We start from the raw sequence: 20,837 nt of genomic DNA, 5'->3' as shown, positions 1-20,837 counted from the left end.
TACGTATATAGTATTACAAGCGCAAAGTTTATATTGTATTACATCGTATTTCATGTTAAACTGGGCGTATCTGGAGGGACAAAACACGGAAAAAGGGGGGAAATGCGGGTCATGCTGGACACCGACGAACTTCTGGAGCGGTTGCGCGCCGGCCTGGGCTGCGCCTACCTCTCCGACGTGCCCACGCTGGCGGCCTATCCCGAGGGCCGCACCGCCCTGGGCCGCTGCGCGGCCGGCATCCCGCCGGAGGAGTACTCCGGCGAGGCCTGGCTCCAGGCCGCCGGCTACCTCTTTCCCGGCCGGACCTTTCCCGACGGCGAAAGCGCCCGCCGGTTCCTGCTCCAGGCCCCCGCCCACCAAGCCTAAACCGGACGCAGGTCGGTATCCCGACCCGCGCCCGGTCTTTTTTGGCTCATTTCGCCATGAAGAAATGCTTCAGCAGGTTTTGGAAGATGCCGGGGATGGTGAGCCGGGGCACCGCCTGGGCGGCCACGATGGGGATGGTCTCTTTTACCTCTCCCCCCACCAGCACCGTCATCTCGCCCAGCTTCTGGCCCTCCTCCACGGGGGCCTCCACGTTGGGGGTGAGGGCGATGCGGGTCTCCACCTCGTTGATCTGGGCCTTCTCCACCAGGACCCGGCTGGTGCCCGCCAGCACCGGCTGGACCTGCTCGGCCTCGCCCAGCAGCACGTCTACCGGGACCAGGGCTTGGGCGGGATGGGCGTCCAGCACGGTGTAGTTGGCAAAGCCGAAGTCCAGCATGGACTTGGCGGTCTCGAACCGCTGGGCGGAGGTGGGGGATTTCAGAATGACGGCGATGAGCTCCATGCCGTCCCGCTCGGCGGTAGCCGACAGGCAGTAGAGGGCGGCGTCGGTGGAGCCGGTCTTGAGGCCGGTGGCCCCGTCATAGAAGCGGATGAGCTTATTGGTGTTGGAAAGCTGGAAGGCGCCGTCCCGGATGGAGTCCATCCAGATGGTGGTGTACTCCCGAATGGCGGGATGGTGCAAAATCAGCTCCCGGGACATCACGGCGATGTCGTGGGCGGAGGTGAGGTGCCCCGCCGCGGGCAGGCCCGTGCAGTTCATAAAGGTGGTGTCCGCCATGCCCAGCTCCGCCGCCCGCTGGTTCATCCGCTCCACGAAGGCGCTCTCGCTCCCCGCCACCCGCTCGGCCAGGGTGACGGCGGCGTCGTTGCCCGAGACCACCGCCACGGCCTTGAGGAGATCCCGGACGGTCATGGTCTCCCCCTCCTTCAGATAGACCTGGGAGCCGCCCATAGAGGCCGCCCGGGCGGAGACCTGCACGGTCTCGTCCACCCCCAGGGTCCCGTTGTCGATGGCCTCCATCACCAGCAGGAGGGTCATCACCTTGGTGACGCTGGCGGGCTCCAGCTTGTCGTGGGCGTGCTCCTCATAGAGCACGGTCCCGGTCTCTTTTTCCATCAGCACGGCGGCCCCCGCCGCCACCTCCGGGGCCCCGGCCACGGCGGCCCGGGCGGGAAGGATGCAAAGTGAAACGGCCAAAAGGGCCGCCATCCATTTTTTCATGGTCCTGCCTCCATTTATCTCATCTGGAAATCTGCCATTAAGATGCGGATTTTTCCCGGGAGTATTCCAGGCGAAATTTGGTCGGGCAGATTTTTGACCCGCCTTCCGGCAGACTGACGAATTGACGCGGCAGCGATTTTACGGTAAAGTAAAAGAAATTCGTCAAAGTGAGGCTGCCGCATATGGAAAAGCGTGGGGATTCCTTTGTCCAGAAATGGCATTCTGTCTATTTTTTTATCCCGGTATTTGAAGCTCCGGCGGAGATGCCGCCTCTGGAACGGTTTCTGTCGGCCATGCGCGAAAAATTCGGCGGGGTGGAGCCTATGGCGGAGGAGCCAAAGATGCCCAGCCGGAGCGGCGACCTGCTGGGCTTCGCCCTGCTGGACCACCCGGGCCGCTACGAAAAGGAAAACCGCCATGTGCCAAGCCAGCTGGTCCTGATGGGGCCGGACGCCTTCGACCGGTCGCTGTGGGACGAGCAGATCGTGGCCCAGTTCTGGGACTGCCGCGCCCAGCGGCAGGCCTTTGCGGAGCAGTGCCGCTGCTCCATTATGTGCAGCAATATGATGGCGGCCTCTCTGCCCAGGCAGGAGCAGTACCAGCTCATCGCCGACTACGCCGGCCTGATCCTGGACCTCTTCCCCGCGTGCATCGGCATCTATTGGCCCCACAGCCAGAAATTGATGCCCCGGGAGCGGATGCGTGACACAGGCTGGAACGACCCCGCCCTCCGCTTTCTGGACGGCGGGCTGAACGTGCGGTTTTTCAAAATCTCCGGCACGGACGAGATGCTTTTCGACACCCTGGGCCTCACCGCCATCGGCCTGCCCGACCTGCAGTGCCACTGCAAGGGCCTGGACCCGGACGACGTGGTGCTGTTCCTGCGGAATCTGGCGGCCTACCTCTACCAAAGGGGCGACGTCATCCAGGACGGCAACACCGTGGAGGGCATCGACCACGGCAAATGGCCCTGCCGGCGGGAGGACGCCATGGTGGGCCCCGCCCGGACGGTCCTGGACATCTGCCCCGGGAAATTCGCCGGCGGGGGCCGGTAAGTACCCGCCGGGGCCCTCCGCCCTCTTTGTGAAAAATGCCGAGGCTTTTTCTCTTTACATTTTTCCTTTAGCGTGTTACTATACTAAAGTCTTAAGCAAAAAGGAAACAGGAGGAACCCGCTATGAACAAGAAATGGACTTCTCTGGCCCTGGCCCTCGCTCTGGGCCTCTCCCTCACCGCCTGTGCCGGCGGCGGGAATACCACCCAAACCACGCCCCCCGAGACCACGGCCCCCGCCGGCTCCGCCGCCCCCGTGGAGAGCGCCGCCGACAGCGACCTGGCCTACGTCACCTCCAACGGGAAGCTGAAAATCGGCTTCACCTACTTCGCCCCCATGAACTACATCGACGACAACGGCGACTTCGTGGGCTTCGAGACCGAGTTCGCCACCGCCGTGTGCGAAAAGCTGGGGCTGGAGCCCGACTTCCAAGAGATCAACTGGGACTCCAAGGTGATGGAGCTGGATTCCAAGCGCATCGACTGCATCTGGAACGGCATGACCATCACCCCCGCCCTCACCGAGGCGCTGGAAATCGGCGACCCCTACGTGAAGAACTATCAGGTGGTGGTTATCCGCTCCGCCGACGCCGACAAGTATAAGACCACCGCCGACCTGACGGACGCCCGTGTGGAGGCCGAGGCCGGCTCCGCCGGAGAGGCCGCCATCATCGGCGAGGACGCCGACCCCAACCTGGCCCAGGCCCAGTACACCTCCGTCAACAAGCAGGTGGACGCCCTGTTGGAGGTCAAGGCCGGCGGCGCCGACGCCTGCGTGCTGGACTTCGTGCTGGCGGGCGCCATGGTGGGCCAGGGGGACTACTCCGACCTGATGGTCATCCCCGACCTCCAGCTCTCCGTGGAGGAGTACGGCGTGGGCTTCCGCAAGGGCAGCGACATCGCCCCCGCCTTCAACGAGGCCATGCAGGCCCTCATCGACGACGGCACCCTGAACACCATCGCCGAGAAGTACGACCTGGCCGACCTGCTGCTGGCCAACCAGTAAGCCTTTCCCCATCATAAATACCATTACGCCGAGGCAGGGGTTGTCCAACCCCTGCCCCGTGTCGTGTCTCAAGAAGGGAGCCGCCGACCATGAGTTTTCAGACCGTCACCACCATGCTGCTGGAGAGCTTCGGGCTCAACTGCCAGCTCTTCCTCGTCACGCTGGTGCTCTCCCTGCCCCTGGGGCTGGTGGTGTCCTTCGGCTCCATGAGCCGCTTCAAGCCCCTGTGCTGGCTGACCCGGTTCTACGTGTACATCATGCGCTCCACCCCCCTGATGCTCCAGCTGGCCATCGTCTACTACCTGCCGGGCATCGCCTTCGGGCCGCAGTACAACCTGCCCAAGATGACGGCGGCGGCCCTGGCCTTCGTCCTCAACTACGCCGCCTACTTCTCCGAGATTTTCCGGGGGGGCATCCAGGGGGTGCCCGTGGGCCAGCGGGAGGCCGGGCAGGTGCTGGGCATGACCAAAAGCCAGATTTTCTTCAAGGTCACCCTTCTGCAGGTGGTCAAGCGCATCGTCCCCCCCATCGGCAACGAGATCATCACCCTGGTGAAGGACACCTCCCTGGCCAACTTCATCATGGTCAAGGAGATCATCGCCATGGCCAAGGACTTCGGCAACCGGGCCATGATCTGGCCCCTCTTCTACGCCGGGGTCTTCTTCCTCGTCTTCAACGGCGTGGTCACCGTGCTCTTGAGCCGGACGGAAAAGAAGCTGGATTACTTCAAAGTGTAAGGAGGGGACCGGCATGGCCCTTTTGGAAGTGGAACACCTCAATAAATCCTTCGGCGCCACCTCTGTTTTGAAGGACATCTCCTTCTCCCTGGACGAGGGGCACAGCGTGGCCATCATCGGCTCCTCCGGCTCGGGCAAGACCACCCTCCTGCGGTGCCTCAACTTTCTGGAGACCCCCGGCGCCGGACGCATCACCGTGGCGGGGGAGACCCTCTACGACGGCACCGCCGTCACCGACGAGCACGCCCTGCGGCAGAAGCGGCTCCACTTCGGGCTGGTCTTTCAGAGCTTCAACCTCTTCCCCCAGTACACCGCCCTGGAGAATGTGACCCTGGCGGTCAAACTGCGGGAGCCCAGCAAATCCAAGTGGGCCGCCATCGACGCCCACGGCCTGGAGCTGCTGGAGCGCATGGGCCTGGCCGACCGGGCGGGGCACTACCCCCATCAGCTCTCGGGCGGCCAGCAGCAGCGGGTGGCCATCGCCCGGGCCCTGGCCCTCTCCCCCGACGTGCTATGCTTCGACGAGCCCACCTCCGCCCTGGACCCGGAGCTCACCGGGGAGGTGCTGAAGGTCATCCGCTCCCTGGCCGACCAGCACACCACCATGGTCATCGTCACCCACGAGATGGCCTTCGCCCGGGACGTGGCCGACGAGGTGATCTTCATGGACGGGGGCGTCATCGTGGAGAAGGGGCCCGCCCGGGAGGTCATCGACCACCCCCGGGAGGAGCGGACCAGGCAGTTTTTGGCCCGGTACGCCCAGGCGTAAAACTTCTCAAGGCCCCGGTGTCCTACTCAGGACACCGGGGCTTTTTCTCTCCCCCGCCCCGGCCAGACGCCACCCTCCCCCGCCCGTTCACCCGGTCCCGCCGCCGTGCATAGACTACGGTGGTGCCATCCGATAGGGCACCCAAAACTTCGGAGGTGAACGACTTGAACGAAGGCATTTCCCTCACCGCCCTCCGTCCCGGACAGCGGGCGGTGGTGTGTGGTTTATCCGCCGCGGGGGAGACCCGGCGGCGATTGCAGGACATCGGCCTCATCAGCGGGACCCAGGTGGCCTGCCTGGGGCGCAGCCCTCTGGGCGACCCTTCCGCCTACCAGATCCGGGGCGCCGTCATTGCCCTGCGGGACGAGGATTCCGGCCGGGTCCAGGTGACGCTATGACGGCTTCTCTTCCCCTGACCGTGAACAAACGGGCCGACAGCGACCGGGTGGTGGCCCTGGCGGGCAACCCCAACGTGGGCAAATCCACCATCTTCAACGCCCTCACCGGCATGCGCCAGCACACGGGGAACTGGCCGGGCAAGACGGTGGCCAACGCCCAGGGCTGGTGTACTTACCGGGACCGGGGATACGTGCTGGTGGATATCCCCGGCTGCTACTCCCTCTTCGCCCACTCCGCCGAGGAGGAGGTGGCCCGGGACTTCCTGTGCTTCGACCGGCCCGATGCCGCCGTGGTGGTGTGCGACGCCACCTGCCTGGAGCGCAACCTCAACCTGGTGCTCCAGGTGATGGAGGCCGTGCCCCGGGTGGTGGTGGCGGTAAACCTGATGGACGAGGCAAGGAAAAAGGGCGTCACCCTGGACCTGCCCCTCCTCTCCCAGCGGTTGGGGGTCCCCGTGGTGGGCACCGCCGCCCGGGATAAGGACGGCCTGGACGCCCTGCTGGACGCCCTGGAGGGGACCTTCTCCCTCCCCCCCAGGGACCAGCCCCCCGTCACCTATCCGGGCTACATAGAGAAGGCCATCGACCGGCTCCTCCCCCTGGTGGAGCCGGTGGCCGGGCCGGTCCAACCCCGGTGGCTGTGCGCCCGGCTGCTGGACGCCGACAGGAGCCTGCGGGCCTCCATGGTCCGCTCCCTAGGCCTGGACCCGGAGGAGGCCCCCCAGCTCAGCGAGGCCCTCACGGCCCTGCGGCGGGAGCTGGCCGAGGCGGGGATCACCCCCCAGAAGCTCCGGGACGACCTGGCCGCCGCCTTTGTCCGCCGGGCGGAGGGGCTGTGCCGGGGCGTGGTGAAGGCGGCGGAAAACGCCGACCGCCGGGACCGGCTGCTGGACCGGTTCTTTACCAGCAAGGCCACCGGCTTCCCCATCATGCTCCTCCTGCTCATGGGCATCTTCTGGCTCACCATCACGGGGGCCAACTACCCCTCCGCCCTCCTCTCGGACCTCTTCCAGCGGCTTGGGGTGGTCCTGGAATCCGGCCTGTGGGCCATGGGCGTCCCGGCGGCCCTGGTGGATCTGCTCATCAACGGGGTCTATCTGGTGATGACCTGGGTCATCGCCGTGATGCTGCCCCCCATGGCCATCTTCTTCCCCCTCTTCACCCTGTTGGAGGACTTCGGCTATCTCCCCCGGGTGGCCTTCAACCTGGACCGGTGCTTCCACCGCTGCGACGCCTGCGGCAAGCAGGCCCTCACCATGTGCATGGGCTTCGGCTGCAACGCCGCCGGGGTCACCGGCTGCCGCATCATAGACTCCCCCCGGGAGCGGCTCATCGCCATCCTCACCAACAACTTCGTCCCCTGCAACGGGCGCTTTCCCATCCTCATCAGCCTCATCACCCTCTTTCTGGCCGGGGCGGGGGCCCTGGCGGGGCTGAAGGGGGCGGCGCTGCTGGCGGGGGTCATCGTCCTGGGGGTCTTTATGACCCTGCTGGCCTCCAAGGCCCTCTCCCGCACCGTTTTGAAGGGGGTGCCCTCCTCCTTCACCCTGGAGCTGCCCCCCTACCGGCCGCCCCAGGTGGGAAAGGTCATCGTCCGCAGCGTGGTGGACCGGACCCTCAAGGTGCTGGGCCGGGCCGTGATCTCCGCCGCCCCGGCGGGGCTCATCATCTGGGTGCTGGCCAACGTGACGGTGGGGGGCACCACCCTGCTGGCGGGGCTCATCGGCCTTTTGGACCCCCTGGGCCGGGCTATGGGGATGGACGGGGTCATCCTGGCCGGCTTCTTGCTGGCCCTCCCCGCCAACGAGATCACCCTCCCCATCATCCTCATGGCCTACACGGCGGGCACCGGCCTGCTGGAGCTGGAGGGGGCCGCCCTCTTCACCGTCCTGTCCTCCCACGGCTGGACCTGGACCACGGCGGTGAGCGTCGTCCTCTTCACGCTGATGCACTGGCCCTGCGCCACCACCCTCCTCACCGTCCACAAGGAGACGGGGAGCCTCAAATGGACGGCCCTGGCCTTTGCCCTCCCCACCGCCTGCGGGATGGCCGCCTGCTTCCTCTTCCACCTGCTCACCCTGGCCATTCTATGACAAAGCGGCTCTCTCACCCGTGGAGATACGGGTGAGAGAGCCGCTTTGCGCCGCCGGGGTCAGCCCCCGGCCAGCTCCCCCAGAAGGCCCTCGAACTGGACTCCCTCCTGGATGGGGGTCCCTAGCTCCAGGGTCCTCTGGGCGCACCGCTGGACAAAGGCCACGGCCAGGGCGGCGGCCTTTTCCAGGCTTTTTCCCGCCAGGAGGGCCCCCAGGGCCACGCTGGCGAAGAGATCCCCCGTGCCGGGGAACTGGGCGGGCTCCTCGTGGGCGGCGGCGTAGGAGACCTCCCCGGTCTCCCGGTCCAGGCAGGCCGCCCCCACCGCGTCCACGGCGGGGTGGATGCCGGTGAGGATCACCGACCGGCGCCCGTCCAGGCTCAGCCGTTCCAGCCAGCCCCGGAGCCCCGCCTGGGTGGTGGGGACGGCGGAGTAGTCCTCCCCCAGCAGGATGGCGGCCTCGGTGAGGTTGGGGGTGATGACGTCGGCCAGAGCCGCCAGCTCACACATCTTCTCGCACATCAAAGCGGTGTAGGTGCGGTAGCGCTTGCCCCAGTCCCCCATCACCGGGTCCACCAGCACCAGGGTCTTTTCCCCCCGGAATTCCCGCAGGAAGTCCCCCAGCACGCCGATCTGCTCCGCCGAGCCCACGAAGCCGCTGTAAATGGCGTCAAAGCCCACCCCCAGTTCCTTCCAGTGGGCCGCCGAGCCCTCCATCTCCCCGGTCAGGTCCCGGAAAACGAACTTATCCGAGGGGGGAAAGATGGTGGAGGCGGACAGGTAGGCCGTGGGCAGGGGCGAGCACCAGCAGCCCATGGCGGACAAAACGGGCAGCACGATGCCCAGAGAGCACCGGCCCATGCCGGACAGGTCGTGGACGGCGGCCACATGGGGCGCTTGCTTCATCATAAAAAGGGTCCCTCCCTTACAAATCGCTTTTTATTATAGCTGGTTTCCCCCCGGAACGCAACGATTGACGGGGCTGTTTTTTCTGTGGTATACTGGTCTCGTTTTCACGGGGGTATGGTGGAATTGGTAGACACGTTGGTCTTAGGAGCCAATGCTCACGCGTAAGGGTTCGAGTCCCTTTACCCCCACCAACCAAGAGCTGGACGAACCTTAACGGTCCGTCTAGCTCTTGTTCATATAAGCTCTCTTTTGTTTCACTAGCTCAGAAACACCCCGTTTGGACATGAATCCCCGCCTGCCGGTGAGCCCCCTCAGCTGGACGGGGTCTTTCTGAGTTTTCTGGGCGTACCCACTACGCTGGGCTCCGTCCGGAGAGGGATAGGGGGTGCGTACATTTTTGTGACGCGCCGCAGTGAGACACCTGATCGATTTAATCTGCTCGGGCTGCTTCCTTAACTGTCCCATCGTCTTTTCCAAAAGTAGATATATGACCGGACCCTGTAATATTTCCAACTTTTCCCCTGCGCCGTTTTTCCTCGTCCTGGATTATACCCTTATTCATAAGGGATGTGACCTCTTGGGGTCAATGTTAAATTGCCCCATTGGGTTTCCCCTTTTTTTGATTCTATAGGTTAAAATATATGATACTCCTACAAATTTGACCGTTCTATTTTGTCTAAAAGAGTTGACAAAGGAGGAAAAATATGCTATAGATTAAATAACGCATTTGCAGTAGGTCGTAGTAAAGGCAGAAATGTCATACGGCAAGAATGAGCAAATCGTCCCTATGGTAGACTGAAGGATAGATTTCAGGCAGAGATCCTGAAAGGGTATATCCGGGAGGTCTATTGTACTAGACGTCATTTGTGATATTCAGGCACCCTGCATGTGCAGGGTGCCTTTTTATGTTGCAGTAATGCGTTAAAAATTTATGGAGGTATAATACTCATGACGAAGAAAAACACCGCCGCCAATACCCAAACTGTAGATTTTGCGCATCCTGAGACATCCGCAGACATTGACCGAAAAGAGGAACATCCCCCGGTAAAAGCCGACGATACTCCGGTGGTTTTTGCAACGAGCCGCGCATTCGCCGCCCTCGGTGATTCCGGTCTCCGGCTGGAAAGCGCGGTCGGCGAGTTCATTGACAATGCGGTCGAGGCACACGCTACCCAAATCGATTTAAAAATGAAATACACCACGTCTTCTACCAGAAGCAACGCAGTAAAATATATCGAAGAACTGGCCGTAATAGATAATGGCAAAGGCATGGGCTACGATGCGGTAAAAAGCTGTCTGGCATTGGGGGCCTCCATCAGGCCGCAGGACAACGGAAAGAAGGGAATCGGACGGTATGGCATGGGATTGCCTGCCGCAGCGACCAGTCTAGCATGGCGAGTAGAAGTATACAGCCGTACCGATCCAGAGTCTGATTTTCTGTACGTTTATCTTGATTTTGAGAATCGAGACGATGATGATATTTACCTTCCCCTTCCATGCCAGGTCTCCGCTCAGGATTCGGTCATCGCGGAATATGCCGGTATTCTGGAGGGTTCCAGCGGGACGATCGTCGTCTTAAGACATTTCAAGGCAAAACGTACGGATAGTCAGTTGGCGCATTACATCGGACGAACCTATCGAAAATTTATCAGTCAGGGCACTCAGATTTTTCATAACGGAGCGAAGGTCTATTTGCATGACCCTCTCTATATGGACGGGCCTACCCGCTTTGATGCGGCGGCGGAAAAAAAGGGAGAGCCCTGGGACCCCAAAGCCACGCCTTTCGGAAGCGGAGAGCCTTTGCGGCTTCCGTTGGAGATTCCGGGGACGGACGGGAAAATGGCGGATGTGGAAATCCAATTGACCAAGCTTCCCCAGCCTTGGTATACGGATGGCAGACAGCCTGGCAGCAAGAATATATACAGAGACCGAAGGATTCACGAGAATGAAGGCGTTTCTATTTTACGCGAGGGACGCGAAGTCTATTATGGGGCACTGTCTAACGTAATTGGACGAAAGGATGATTCCAAACCGAAGGACGAGGATCTTGACCGGTGGTGGGGGTGCGAAATCAGCTTCCCCGCCGAATTGGACTCCCACTTTGAGATGCGTTTTATTAAAAACGACATTATCCCCAGCGAAAGCCTGCGGAATAAGATCTACGATTCTATTATGGTTTACATTCGCAACCTGAGAGAAATCATTCGTTCTGATAGAGCTGCCCAAATTGCCAGAAGACAGCAGAGCAAGGCACAGGAAGACCAGGATCCGATCAAGGATGCAGAAATTATTTACCGAGATGCTGCAAAGCGTCTTCCGAAAAACGAGACGAGAGAAGAGAGAACCCAGGAGTCCGAAAAGAAGCGGGACGAAGTCCTTGAAAAAATCGTCAAAAAACGTCTCGATCCTGGCAGGTATCAAGACGCCGAAAAACGCGCCAAAAAGAAAGCTGAACTGAGCAGCTTACCGCTAGTTGTTAACCCTAGTTCAAACTTTTTTAATTCGGCGCTGTTTTATCCCGAATATCAAATCAATCAAATCGTTTTAAATCTGAATGTGAAGCACCCCTTCTATGTTGATATACTGGAACCCCTGCTCAGCACGATGTCAGCAGAAGATGAAAATAAAGAAAACGTCAATGATATCATAAATGATTTCCTAATCTATCGGAATGAAATGAAGAATGCAATTTTCCTGTTATTGTTCTCTCTGGTCAAGGGAGAACAGTGTGGTTTATCCGAAGCCAATACTGATTATCGCGACGAATTAGAAGAGCAGCTCAACAACTTCCGAGAGGTTTGGGGCCGAGTCTTAGCAACAACGATGAGAGAAGTCCGCAAGAAGAGAGGCGAATAACATGAAGAACGTTTTTCTTTTTCTTCCTGAAGTTATACGAATATTGGTAGATAAGGGCAAAGCGGGGATATATGCCTTAGGAGAAGTTGTGGATGATGAGTTTTTAGTAGGGTACGTAGGACGGTCAGATACTTGTCTGCAGACACGCCTTCTAACTCATAACTACTTATATGACTTTTCCTACTTTTACTTTCAATACACCTGGACCCCCGCTGACGCGTACGTTCAGGAGGCGGGAATGTGGCACGCCTGTGTTGATTATGGGATTCCAATCAGGAACAAAATCCATCCAGATTCGCCTGCAAATACCCATTTGAAATGCCCTTATTGTCAGTCTGGAAAAATAATCGTGCAAAGTCTTGAGCGCGATTGGCCCAAGACCGGTTAAATTTTATATCACTTTTCTATGGTTAGTCTGAAGTCACAAGCTTTAGCCCCATGAAAGCTTCTCACTGTCTTTGTCGGTTCCAAATTTATGACACACTTGCGCTGCGCTATTATACAGGCCTCGTTTCTCAAATATCGATTTTGCCCAGTCGTGGCAGCTCAACACCTCTCCCTTTTGGCAGAGGCCCCTTCGCCAGACAGGATGTTTCTTCTCCCTCGGGGCTGCCCCACCGCGGGCGCTTCGCCGGGCTCCGCCCCAATTAGAGCGGGAGACGCAGATACAGGATTATGCACGGCAGAAAAAGCAGAAAGGACAGGATGGACATGGATTGCAGATTTGTCAGTTTTGAGGAAAACAGCGGCGCCCCCTATTCCGATCTCGTGGTGGTGGAGGATCAGTTTTTGTTCCTCTCCGGGCTGGTGTCCGAGGACCTGGAGACCGGAGAGCTGGTCACGGGCAGCATCACCGAGGAGACCCGCCGGGTCTTTGAGAACCTGGCCGGGATCCTGGCCAGGTACGGCTCCGACATGGAGCATGTGGTCCGGGTGGAGGTCCTGCTGCGGGACTTCTCCCAGCGGGACCAGATGAACGAGGAGTACGTCAGGCACTTCACGCCCGGCCGCATGCCCTCCCGGCTGTGCTTCGGCGGCGTGGACCTGGCCGACGGCTGTAAGATCGAAGTGATGGTCACCGCGGTCAAGAAGAGCCGCTGAAACTTCATATCAAACGGGAAAAGCGCCCCCGCCGGGGGCGCTTTTTTGCGCTTTGAAGGGAAATTGCGCCCTCAGCAATAGAATATGTGCAAAACGGCAGAAAAAGGATTATAATAAACCTGTTAAAAATGAAAATGCGGGGAAGTGAGCCTATGACAGACAGGTCCTTGGAAGAGCTGGAGGCGGAAAACCACGCGCTGCGGGAACAGCTGCGCCGGTGCCGGGAATACGATTCCCTCACCGGTCTTTTGAGCAAGGACGCCTTTTTTGAACAGGGCAGGGCGCTGCTGTCGGAGCGGCAGGATACCAGCTACGACCTGGCCTGCGTGGATGTGGAGCGGTTCAAGCTCATCAACCATGTCTACGGCTCCGCCGCCGGAGACCGGCTCCTGCGCTACACCGCACGGGAGCTGCGAAAGGCATTTCCCCCGCCGGCCCACCTGACCGCCCGGCTGGGCAACGACGTGTTCGCCCTCCTGCTCCCCTCCCGGCTGCGGGAGGAGGCTCAGCAGGCCGTCCTTCGGATCTTCCGGGACAATCCCCTGGGGGTCATGGTCACGCCCGCCATGGGCTTCTGCCCGGTCACCGACCGGACCCAGCCCATCTCCGCCCTGTGCGACAGGGCCTCCCTGGCGCTGGAGCGCACCAAGGGCAACTATTTCCAGCACGCCGCTGTCTTTGACAGCGGCCAGATGGAACAGCTCCTGGATGAGCACACCCTGCTTCACGATGTGGAAGCCGCGCTGGAGCGGCGGGAGTTCGAGGTCTACTTCCAACCTAAATGCAACATGCTCACCGAAAAGGTGGTCGGCGCCGAGGCGCTGGCCCGCTGGCGGCACCCCACCAGGGGCCTGATTCCGCCCAGCACCTTCATCCCGCTGTTTGAGCGCAACGGCTTCATCAAGCAGCTGGATCTCTATATCTGGGAGGAGACGGCCCGCCGGCTGCGGCGGTGGATCGACATGGGCCACAGGCCCCTACCCGTCTCCGTCAACATCTCCCGCACCGACATCCTCACCATGGACGTGTGCGCGGCCCTGGAGGAGATTTTGCGCAGATACCGGCTGGAGCCCTCCCTCCTGGAGCTGGAGATCACCGAAAGCACCTACGTCAACCAGCCGGAGGCGGTCATCCGCACCGTCGAGCGGCTGATGCGGCGCAAATTCACCATCCTGATGGACGATTTCGGAAGCGGCTACTCCTCCTTGAACATGCTCAACAATGTAAACGTGGACATTTTGAAGCTGGACATGCGCTTTTTGGAGCACAACGGCCAGAAGAGCAAGGACATTCTGGAGTCCGTGGTACATATGAGCAAGTGGCTGGACCTGCCCTTGATCGCGGAGGGGGTGGAGTACCAGTGGCAGGTGGATTTCCTCAAGGAGCTGGGCTGCGTCTACGCCCAGGGCTTTTTCTTCTACCGCCCCATGCCTGCGGAGGATTATGAGGCCCTTCTGCTGGACGGCCGGGCGGTGGACTTCTCCGACGACGGGACCCTGCGCATCGACCAAAAGATGCTGCTGGATTTTCACGATCTCTTCCACAAGGACGTGATGTCCGACCGGCTGCTGGGAAACGTGCTGGGCGCCATCGCCCTGTGCAGCTTCGACGGGCGGCGACTCCGGCTCCTGCGGGGGACGGAGGCCTATTACCGCCTCACTGGGCGCTCCGACGCCTTTGAGAACCTCCCCGCCGGGGCGCAAGACCTGTTCTCCGACGTTCAGGAGGAGGACCGGCCCCTCCTCCTGGACGCGCTGGAGCGGGCCCGGCAGTCCCAGGATGAGCGGGGCGCGGAGGTCTGCCTCCGCCAGTGCCGCCCCGGCGCCGCCCGCTGGCTCAAGCTCCAGTTTTTCCACCTGGCCAGGAAGAACGGGGAGGACATTTTTTACGGCGCCCTCTCCGACGTGACGGAGCAAATGGAGTACCTGGAACACCTTCAGATCAGCGAGGAGCGGTTCCGCGTGGCCATGGAGGCCACCAACATCCTCCTCTTCGAGCTGGACATCGCCACCCGGGAGGCCCGCTATTCCGAGTACGCCCAGCGGACGTTTTCTCTGGACGCCACGGTGGCCAACGCCCCGGAGGGCTTTATCGAGCAGGACACGGTCTGCCCGGAATCCCAGGCGGATTTCCGGTGGGTCTACGACGCCATCTACCGGGGTGAGCCCCGGGCCTCCAGCATCATCCACGCCAAGCTGAAGGACGGCGTCCTCATCTGGAACCGGATCACCCTCACCGCCATCAAGGACCGGGCCGGACAGACGGTCAAGGCCGTCGGCATCGTGGAGACCGTAAGCCGTTCCGCCGAACCCTCGCCGGAGATCCAGGCGGAATTGGAACAGCAGGCCATGCGGAGAAAGGGAGGGAGTTTGTCCCCATGTACCACTGTCAACTGACCGTCTATGTCGTCAGCCCGGATGACCGGCTGGCCCAGGCCCTCCGCCGCGCCCCCGTCCCCCAGCGGTTCACCTGCCGAATCGAGGCCTTTTCCGCCGCGGACGGGGCAAGCCTCACCGGCGCGGACATCCTCGTGCTGGACCTGCCGGGCCTGGACCTGCCGGGCCTGGACCCCTCGCCCATCCTGTCCCGGCTGGCCCCGGAGGTACAGGTGATCCTATGCGTCCCGGCCGGTGAGATGGCCGCCGCCCAGGAAACCTTCGGCCTTCGGTGCGCCGGGCTCTGGCTCAGCCCGGTCCCTCCCGCCTTCGCGGCGGACCGGTTCGGCCGCCTGCTGGAGGAACGCAGGCTCCGCAAGGACCTGCGGCTGACCCAGGCCTACCTGGACACCGCCATCGACAGCATCCCGGACCTGGTCTGGTTCAAGGACCTGCGGGGCTCCCACGAGAAGGTCAACAACGCCTTCTGCCAGGCGGTGGGAAAAACCAAGCGGGACATCCAGGGCCGGGGGCACTACTACATCTGGGACCTGGAGCCCGACGACTACGCCGCGGGGGAATATGTCTGCCTGGAGACGGAGGAAGAGGTGCTGCGCCGGAAGGAGACCTGCCTTTTCGATGAAAAGGTGCTGAGCAAGCACGGGCTGCGCCAGTTCAAGACCTACAAGTCCCCCATCTTCGACGACACCGGGGAGCTCCTGGGCACCGTGGGGGTCGCCCATGACGTCACCGATCTGGAAAACGTCTGCACGGAGCTGGAGATCCTGCTGAACAGCATCCCCTTCGCCATCCTGGTCATCCTGGACCAGGGCACCGTCATCGACGTCAACGACAAATTCACCGAGTACTTCTCCACCCCCCGCGGGGACATCCTGGGCCAGAGCTATCAGGCGTGGAAGGAGCGGGCCCTCTCCGGCCTGAAGCCTCTGGATGCCAAGGGCTATTCCGAGGTCCGCCAAACCGCCGGCGACGGGGTGGAGCGGATCCTTGAGATCCACGAGGAGCCCATCTTCGACATCTTCGAGACCCAGGTGGGCCAGCTGTGCATCTGCCGGGACGTGACGGTGGAGCGCAACCTGGAGGAACAGATTCTGCACAATTCCAACACGGATTTTCTCACCGGGCTCTACAACCGCCGCTGGTTTTACGACTACGTGGGGAAAAACCGCGCCGACCAGCGGGTGAGCCTGATCTACGTGGATCTGGACCAGTTCAAGCTGGTCAACGACACCTATGGGCACAACGCCGGGGACCAGGCCTTGATTCTGGCCGCCCGGGTGTTGAAGGAGGGGTTCCCGGATGGGTCCATCACCCGGCTGGGCGGGGACGAGTTCCTCATCACCCTGCTGGGGCCCTATGAGCTGTCCGACCTGCAGGCCCGCTCGGAGCTGCTGCTGCGGCGGATGGAACGCGCCTTCCAGTCCTCTCCCCAGCTGCGCATCCTCTCGGCCAGCATCGGCATCGCCCAGACCGACGACCCGTCGGTGAAGCTCGACACCCTGATCCAGCAGAGCGACCAGGCCCTCTATACCGCCAAACAGCAAGGCCGTGCCCGCTGCCACGTCTATCGGGATGAGGCGGGCCGGGGACCCCGGAGCTCCTGAGTCCCGCGGGAAAGACCGCGGCGGCCCGTCTGAAAGGGCGGGCCGCCGGCCATCCCTCCCTCACGTCACTTCGCCAGGCGGCGGAAAAAGCACAGGGAGCCCTCCGCCGGTGCCCCGTCCTCCTTTCCCGCCAGCCCTTGCATGGCGAAAAAAACTATGTTAAACTATCGAAAAGGCTCAGAAAGGGGACGGTGAAATGAAGATGCAGGAATCCGGGGAGGATTACCTGGAGGCCGTGCTGGTCCTCAAGGAGGAAAAAGGCCTGGTCCACTCCATCGACGTGGCCCGTCACCTGGGCTTCTCCAAACCCAGCGTCAGCCGTGCCATGAAGCTGCTGCGGGAGGACGGCGACGTGACCATGGACGCCGAGGGTGTCATCGAGCTCACCGCCAAGGGCCGGGAGATCGCCGAGCGGATCTACGAGCGCCACCGCCTGCTCACCCGCTGGCTCACCGAGCTGGGCGTCGGAAAAGAGCAGGCCGCCGAGGACGCCTGCCGCATCGAGCACGACCTGAGCGTGGAGACCTTTCAAAAGCTGAAAGAACACTTCGGTTCCCCTTAAAAAAATCAGCGAAAAGGGTTGACAAAATCGAGGGGTTTGTGGTAACATATCACTTGCGCTGAACGGCGCAGCCACAACGCACGAGTGGTGGAATTGGTAGACTCGCCGGCTTCAGGTGCCGGTGTTCGCAAGGACGTGTGGGTTCGAGTCCCACCTCGTGCACCAAAAAAAGAAGGAATTTTGTCATAAGACAAAATTCCTTCTTTTTTGGGTTCCGTGCCGCGGCGTGTCACTCCACCCGATTTGATTTCATCCGCGGACGGGCGAAATGAATTCGCCCTGCGGAAATTCTCCGCCGCTTTTGGCGGCTCCGAATTTGCGGCGCACTCGCGCCGTGCCGCTGTGCGGGGCCCCTTCTTCTCAATATCGTTTTTGCCGTCCCGCGGCTCTGTCCCTTTCCCCTCATCTCCAGGGAATGGTATGAAAGAGCCGCGGCCGCCTCTCCCCAAACCCGGCTTTTGCTTTTCTCCGATCCGTGCTATAATGATGCCGGGCCTCCGCTCCGCCGGAGGCCCGGCATCATTATGGAAAGAGCGTGGGAGACATGCACAACGAGCTGACCCGGAAGGATATCGAGCTGATGAAGCAGGAGCTGGACGAGCGGCGCATCCGCCTGCGGCCCAAGCTGCTGGAGGCGGTGAAGGAGGCCCGGGCCTTCGGAGATCTGAGCGAAAATTTTGAGTACAAGGCCGCCAAGCAGGAGAAAAACCGCAACGAGGGCCGCATCCGCTACCTGGAAAATATGATCCGCACCGCCCGCATCATCGACGAGGGGGGCAAAAACGGCGGCGTGGCCCTCTACGACAAGGTTACCGTCTTTCTGGAGGACGAGGGGGAGACTGAGGTCTACCAGATCGTCACCACCATGCGCCAGGATGCCCTTCACGGCCTTATCAGCCGGGAATCCCCCGTGGGAAAGGCCCTTCTGGGCCGACAGGTGGGGGACCGGGTCCACATCCAGGTGGATGAACACTACGGTTATGACATGCTCATTCAGGCCATCGAGAAGGGCCGGGACGACGGGAGCATCCCCCTGAACAAGTATTGAGCCGGGGGCGGAGCGCTCCGGGCGGGCCCGTTGGACCCGCCCGTTTTTTACACAATTAGGGCTGGAACCCTTTCCAGCTTTATGGTATACTACATTGGTAGACTTTACGGAAGGAGGCCCACCCATGGCCGAACTCTTTTTGCCCGTCCTCTCCCACTTCGAAAACGGCAACCCCTGGTCGGCCAGCGCTGGCCGGATGCGTTACCGGATCAGGCCGGAGGACGGCGGCCTCACCGCCCAGGTATGGGAGGGCCCCTGGGCCTATGAATTTTCCGACGTGGAGGAGACCCGCGCCTTTCCCCTCTCCCAGGAGGGGCTGGACCAGCTGCCCTCCTGGCTGGAGCAGTGGCGGCAGACCATCGAGGCCCGCCCCCGGCGCACCCTGGCCGAGGACATCGCCCGACGGGACGCCCACGCGGCCCGGGAGGCACAGGATTGACGGCTTTCCGCACAATTTTATCGCCCCCGGCGGGCCGGCACCGCTCCACCCAGGTGGAGACGGTGTCGGCCCGCTGTTTTTTGTCTCCGCTTTTTTCCATTCGAGGGAATCTTCCCTTGACCTTTTCTTGAAAGAGTTGTATAATTTACACAATTTAAATCTTTAGTTTAGCGTTCTTTGTGTACATTTTACAGCACCCAATTTCTGGGGATTTCAATTTTTGTAATAATTTACCAACTCGTCGGGAGGTCTTTATTGTGCAAAAGAAAACAACGGCCGTCCAGCGCTCGCCGCTGGACCGGTTTTTACAGGGAAGCGAGACCCACCTCCAGGATTTCCTGGGCAGCCATCCGGTGACCCAGGGAGGCCGGGAGGGCTACTCCTTCCGGGTATGGGCCCCCCACGCAAAAAAAGTCTGCCTCATGGGCGACTTCAACGGCTGGGACGTGGAAGCCCTCCCCCTCTCCCCCATCGGCGGCGGCGTGTGGGAGGTCTTTGTCCCCGGACTGGAGCGGTACGACACCTATAAATACGTCATCCACACCGCCGACGGACGGGCCCTGGCCAAGGCCGACCCCTTCGCCTTCCACGCCGAGACCCGGCCCGGAAACGGTTCCAAGCTCTATGACCTGTCCGGCTACCAGTGGGGGGACGCCAAGTGGCTGGAGTGGCGGAAAACCCACCCGGTCTACACCGCCCCCCTCAACGTCTACGAGCTGCACCTAGGCTCCTGGCGGCGCACTGGGGAGGACGAGTTTTTGAGCTACCGGGACATGGCCCAATACCTGGTGCCCTACGTGAAAGAGATGGGCTTCACCCACGTGGAGCTGATGCCCGTGATGGAGCACCCCCTGGACGCCTCCTGGGGCTACCAGTGCACCGGCTACTTCGCCGCCACCAGCCGCTTCGGCACCCCCCACGACCTGATGTGGCTCATCGACCAGCTCCACCAGGCGGGGATTGGGGTCATCCTGGACTGGGTGCCCGCCCACTTCCCCAAGGACGGCTTTGGCCTCTACCAGTTCGACGGCCAGCCCTGCTACGAGTACGCCGACCCCCGGAAGGGGGAGCACGCCGAGTGGGGCACCATGGTCTTCGACTACGCCAAGAACGAGGTGCGCTCCTTCCTCACCTCCTCCGCCCTCTTCTGGCTGGAGCAGTACCACGCCGACGGCCTGCGGGTGGACGCGGTGGCCTCCATGCTGTACCTGGACTATAACCGCTCCGACGGCCAGTGGGTCCCCAATATCCACGGGGGCAAGGAGAACCTGGAGGCGGTGAGCTTCCTCCAGGATTTGAACACCGCCATCTTCGCCGCCTGTCCCGACACCATGATGATCGCCGAGGAGTCCACCGCCTGGCCCCTGGTTACCGCCCCGGTGAGCGAGGGGGGCCTGGGCTTCAACCTGAAGTGGAACATGGGCTGGATGAACGACATCCAGCATTACATCAAGCTGGACCCCTACTTCCGGCAGTACAACCACCGGGACATCACCTTCTCCCTGGTGTACGCCTTCTCGGAAAACTATATTCTCCCCCTCTCCCACGACGAGGTGGTCCACCTGAAGGGCTCCCTGCTGGCGAAGATGCCCGGAGAGGACGAGATGAAGTACGCCGGGGTGCGGGCCTTCTACACCTACATGCTCACCCATCCGGGGAAAAAGCTCCTCATGATGGGCAGTGAGTTCGGCCAGTGGCACGAGTGGCAGTTCGAACACTCCCTGGACTGGCACCTGCTGGACCAGCAGGACGCCGACGGCGAGCGCCACCGCCGGCTCAAGGCCTTCTTCCAGGCCGCCAACAGCCTCTACCTCCAGCGCAGCGAGCTGTGGGAGGAGGACTTCGACTGGAAGGGCTTCCAATGGCTGTGTGCCGACGATTCCGGCGGCAACACCGTGGCCTTCCTCCGCAAGGATAAGAAGGGCGCCTTCCTGTTGGCGCTGTGCAACTTCTCCCCCGTCCCCCGTCCCGGCTACCGGGTGGGGGTCCCCGTGGGCGGCAAGTACGAGGCCATTTTGAATTCCGACGACGCCGCCTTCGGCGGCAGCGGCGCGGGGGACGTGGGACTCATCTCCTCGGAGAAGATCCCCTGTCACGGCCAGGACCAGTCCATCGCCGTGGATCTGCCCGCCATGAGCTCCGTCATCTACCGCTGCGCGCGGAAAAACCCCGTCCGGAAAAAGGCGGAGCCCAAAAAGAAGAGCCCGGCAAAAAAGGAACTTTGAGCGTTTCAAGCAGTTCCCTCTCGGGTCCACCGGCGGGGGACGCCCCTCCAGCGCACCACCTGTCCCAGCGTCCCATCAACAACGAGGTGATAA

Annotated in this window: 17 protein-coding genes and 2 tRNA genes; 17 read left to right on the top strand and 2 right to left on the bottom strand. The window is 61.6% G+C overall.

Translation table 11 applies throughout. The features are described from left to right. Window positions 1-102 precede the first annotated feature (102 nt). Window positions 103-366 carry a hypothetical protein gene (locus AAEU42_RS04515; protein WP_342232340.1) on the top strand — a complete coding sequence of 88 codons (264 nt, stop codon included), beginning with the start codon at window positions 103-105 and terminating at the stop codon, window positions 364-366. Between the two features lie 46 nt (window positions 367-412). On the opposite strand, the gene AAEU42_RS04510 is transcribed toward AAEU42_RS04515, so the two are convergent. After that, entirely contained in the window at window positions 413-1,549 is a 1,137-nt protein-coding gene (locus AAEU42_RS04510; protein WP_342232339.1) for a D-alanyl-D-alanine carboxypeptidase family protein, read from the bottom strand. A gap of 293 nt (window positions 1,550-1,842) precedes the next feature. Here AAEU42_RS04510 and AAEU42_RS04505 point away from each other — a divergent pair, with 293 nt between their 5' ends. The 6 genes from AAEU42_RS04505 (at window position 1,843) to feoB (ending at window position 7,605) form a co-directional block, all read left to right on the top strand. After that, window positions 1,843-2,604, top strand: coding sequence for a DUF4261 domain-containing protein (locus AAEU42_RS04505; RefSeq protein ID WP_342232338.1), 762 nt, complete (start codon window positions 1,843-1,845; stop codon window positions 2,602-2,604). Window positions 2,605-2,726: 122 nt separating this feature from the next. Further along, window positions 2,727-3,608, top strand: coding sequence for a transporter substrate-binding domain-containing protein (locus AAEU42_RS04500; protein WP_342232337.1), 882 nt, complete (start codon window positions 2,727-2,729; stop codon window positions 3,606-3,608). Window positions 3,609-3,697: 89 nt separating this feature from the next. Then, complete coding sequence (locus tag AAEU42_RS04495; protein ID WP_342232336.1) at window positions 3,698-4,345, top strand: amino acid ABC transporter permease; 648 nt, start codon at window positions 3,698-3,700, stop codon at window positions 4,343-4,345. A 13-nt stretch (window positions 4,346-4,358) separates the two neighbouring features. Continuing rightward, entirely contained in the window at window positions 4,359-5,114 is a 756-nt protein-coding gene (locus AAEU42_RS04490) for an amino acid ABC transporter ATP-binding protein (RefSeq protein ID WP_342232335.1), read from the top strand. A gap of 164 nt (window positions 5,115-5,278) precedes the next feature. Continuing rightward, window positions 5,279-5,512: a FeoA family protein gene (locus tag AAEU42_RS04485; protein ID WP_342232334.1), complete on the top strand. Its 234-nt coding sequence runs from the start codon at window positions 5,279-5,281 to the stop codon at window positions 5,510-5,512. Beyond that, window positions 5,509-7,605, top strand: coding sequence for a ferrous iron transport protein B (gene feoB, locus AAEU42_RS04480; protein ID WP_342232333.1), 2,097 nt, complete (start codon window positions 5,509-5,511; stop codon window positions 7,603-7,605). Before AAEU42_RS04485 ends, feoB begins: the two co-directional genes overlap by 4 nt. A gap of 59 nt (window positions 7,606-7,664) precedes the next feature. Here the strand turns inward: feoB and AAEU42_RS04475 are convergent, their stop codons facing one another. Beyond that, window positions 7,665-8,513 carry a pyridoxamine kinase gene (locus tag AAEU42_RS04475; protein WP_342232332.1) on the bottom strand — a complete coding sequence of 283 codons (849 nt, stop codon included), beginning with the start codon at window positions 8,511-8,513 and terminating at the stop codon, window positions 7,665-7,667. 108 nt (window positions 8,514-8,621) lie between these two features. On the opposite strand from AAEU42_RS04475, the gene AAEU42_RS04470 reads away from it, so the two are divergent. The 10 genes from AAEU42_RS04470 to glgB all read left to right on the top strand — a co-directional run bounded on the left by AAEU42_RS04470 (window position 8,622) and on the right by glgB (window position 20,744). Beyond that, window positions 8,622-8,704 (top strand) — tRNA-Leu (locus tag AAEU42_RS04470). Window positions 8,705-9,461: 757 nt separating this feature from the next. After that, window positions 9,462-11,369, top strand: coding sequence for an ATP-binding protein (locus AAEU42_RS04465; RefSeq protein ID WP_342232331.1), 1,908 nt, complete (start codon window positions 9,462-9,464; stop codon window positions 11,367-11,369). A gap of 711 nt (window positions 11,370-12,080) precedes the next feature. Further along, the gene (locus AAEU42_RS04460; RefSeq protein ID WP_342232330.1) at window positions 12,081-12,470 is read left to right on the top strand and encodes a RidA family protein; all 390 of its coding nucleotides are present in this window, start codon (window positions 12,081-12,083) and stop codon (window positions 12,468-12,470) included. Between the two features lie 152 nt (window positions 12,471-12,622). Further along, the gene (locus AAEU42_RS04455) at window positions 12,623-14,866 is read left to right on the top strand and encodes an EAL domain-containing protein (protein WP_342232329.1); all 2,244 of its coding nucleotides are present in this window, start codon (window positions 12,623-12,625) and stop codon (window positions 14,864-14,866) included. Then, entirely contained in the window at window positions 14,848-16,470 is a 1,623-nt protein-coding gene (locus AAEU42_RS04450) for a sensor domain-containing diguanylate cyclase (protein ID WP_342232328.1), read from the top strand. Before AAEU42_RS04455 ends, AAEU42_RS04450 begins: the two co-directional genes overlap by 19 nt. A gap of 196 nt (window positions 16,471-16,666) precedes the next feature. Then, on the top strand, window positions 16,667-17,032 hold the full coding sequence (locus AAEU42_RS04445) for a metal-dependent transcriptional regulator (RefSeq protein ID WP_342232327.1): 366 nt from the start codon (window positions 16,667-16,669) through the stop codon (window positions 17,030-17,032). Window positions 17,033-17,110: 78 nt separating this feature from the next. After that, window positions 17,111-17,197: transfer RNA gene (locus AAEU42_RS04440), tRNA-Leu, on the top strand. A 379-nt stretch (window positions 17,198-17,576) separates the two neighbouring features. Beyond that, the gene (locus tag AAEU42_RS04435) at window positions 17,577-18,080 is read left to right on the top strand and encodes a GreA/GreB family elongation factor (RefSeq protein ID WP_342232326.1); all 504 of its coding nucleotides are present in this window, start codon (window positions 17,577-17,579) and stop codon (window positions 18,078-18,080) included. A 124-nt stretch (window positions 18,081-18,204) separates the two neighbouring features. Then, window positions 18,205-18,519 carry a hypothetical protein gene (locus tag AAEU42_RS04430; RefSeq protein ID WP_342232325.1) on the top strand — a complete coding sequence of 105 codons (315 nt, stop codon included), beginning with the start codon at window positions 18,205-18,207 and terminating at the stop codon, window positions 18,517-18,519. 257 nt (window positions 18,520-18,776) lie between these two features. Continuing rightward, entirely contained in the window at window positions 18,777-20,744 is a 1,968-nt protein-coding gene (glgB, locus tag AAEU42_RS04425; RefSeq protein ID WP_342232324.1) for a 1,4-alpha-glucan branching protein GlgB, read from the top strand. Window positions 20,745-20,837 lie beyond the last annotated feature (93 nt).

The organism is Pseudoflavonifractor phocaeensis (assembly GCF_038439875.1).
Lineage (GTDB): Bacteria > Bacillota > Clostridia > Oscillospirales > Oscillospiraceae > Vermiculatibacterium.
The sequence above is the reverse complement of the archived record's forward strand: the minus strand, read 5'-3'. Positions and strand labels throughout refer to the sequence as shown.

Coding starts and splice junctions, on each gene's coding strand:
- AAEU42_RS04515 (WP_342232340.1), top strand. CDS start 103: ATGCGGGTCATGCTGGACACCGACGAACTTCTGGAGCGGTTGCGCGCC.
- AAEU42_RS04510 (WP_342232339.1), bottom strand. CDS start 1,549: ATGAAAAAATGGATGGCGGCCCTTTTGGCCGTTTCACTTTGCATCCTT.
- AAEU42_RS04505 (WP_342232338.1), top strand. CDS start 1,843: ATGCGCGAAAAATTCGGCGGGGTGGAGCCTATGGCGGAGGAGCCAAAG.
- AAEU42_RS04500 (WP_342232337.1), top strand. CDS start 2,727: ATGAACAAGAAATGGACTTCTCTGGCCCTGGCCCTCGCTCTGGGCCTC.
- AAEU42_RS04495 (WP_342232336.1), top strand. CDS start 3,698: ATGAGTTTTCAGACCGTCACCACCATGCTGCTGGAGAGCTTCGGGCTC.
- AAEU42_RS04490 (WP_342232335.1), top strand. CDS start 4,359: ATGGCCCTTTTGGAAGTGGAACACCTCAATAAATCCTTCGGCGCCACC.
- feoB (WP_342232333.1), top strand. CDS start 5,509: ATGACGGCTTCTCTTCCCCTGACCGTGAACAAACGGGCCGACAGCGAC.
- AAEU42_RS04475 (WP_342232332.1), bottom strand. CDS start 8,513: ATGATGAAGCAAGCGCCCCATGTGGCCGCCGTCCACGACCTGTCCGGC.
- AAEU42_RS04465 (WP_342232331.1), top strand. CDS start 9,462: ATGACGAAGAAAAACACCGCCGCCAATACCCAAACTGTAGATTTTGCG.
- AAEU42_RS04460 (WP_342232330.1), top strand. CDS start 12,081: ATGGATTGCAGATTTGTCAGTTTTGAGGAAAACAGCGGCGCCCCCTAT.
- AAEU42_RS04455 (WP_342232329.1), top strand. CDS start 12,623: ATGACAGACAGGTCCTTGGAAGAGCTGGAGGCGGAAAACCACGCGCTG.
- AAEU42_RS04450 (WP_342232328.1), top strand. CDS start 14,848: ATGTACCACTGTCAACTGACCGTCTATGTCGTCAGCCCGGATGACCGG.
- AAEU42_RS04445 (WP_342232327.1), top strand. CDS start 16,667: ATGAAGATGCAGGAATCCGGGGAGGATTACCTGGAGGCCGTGCTGGTC.
- AAEU42_RS04435 (WP_342232326.1), top strand. CDS start 17,577: ATGCACAACGAGCTGACCCGGAAGGATATCGAGCTGATGAAGCAGGAG.
- AAEU42_RS04430 (WP_342232325.1), top strand. CDS start 18,205: ATGGCCGAACTCTTTTTGCCCGTCCTCTCCCACTTCGAAAACGGCAAC.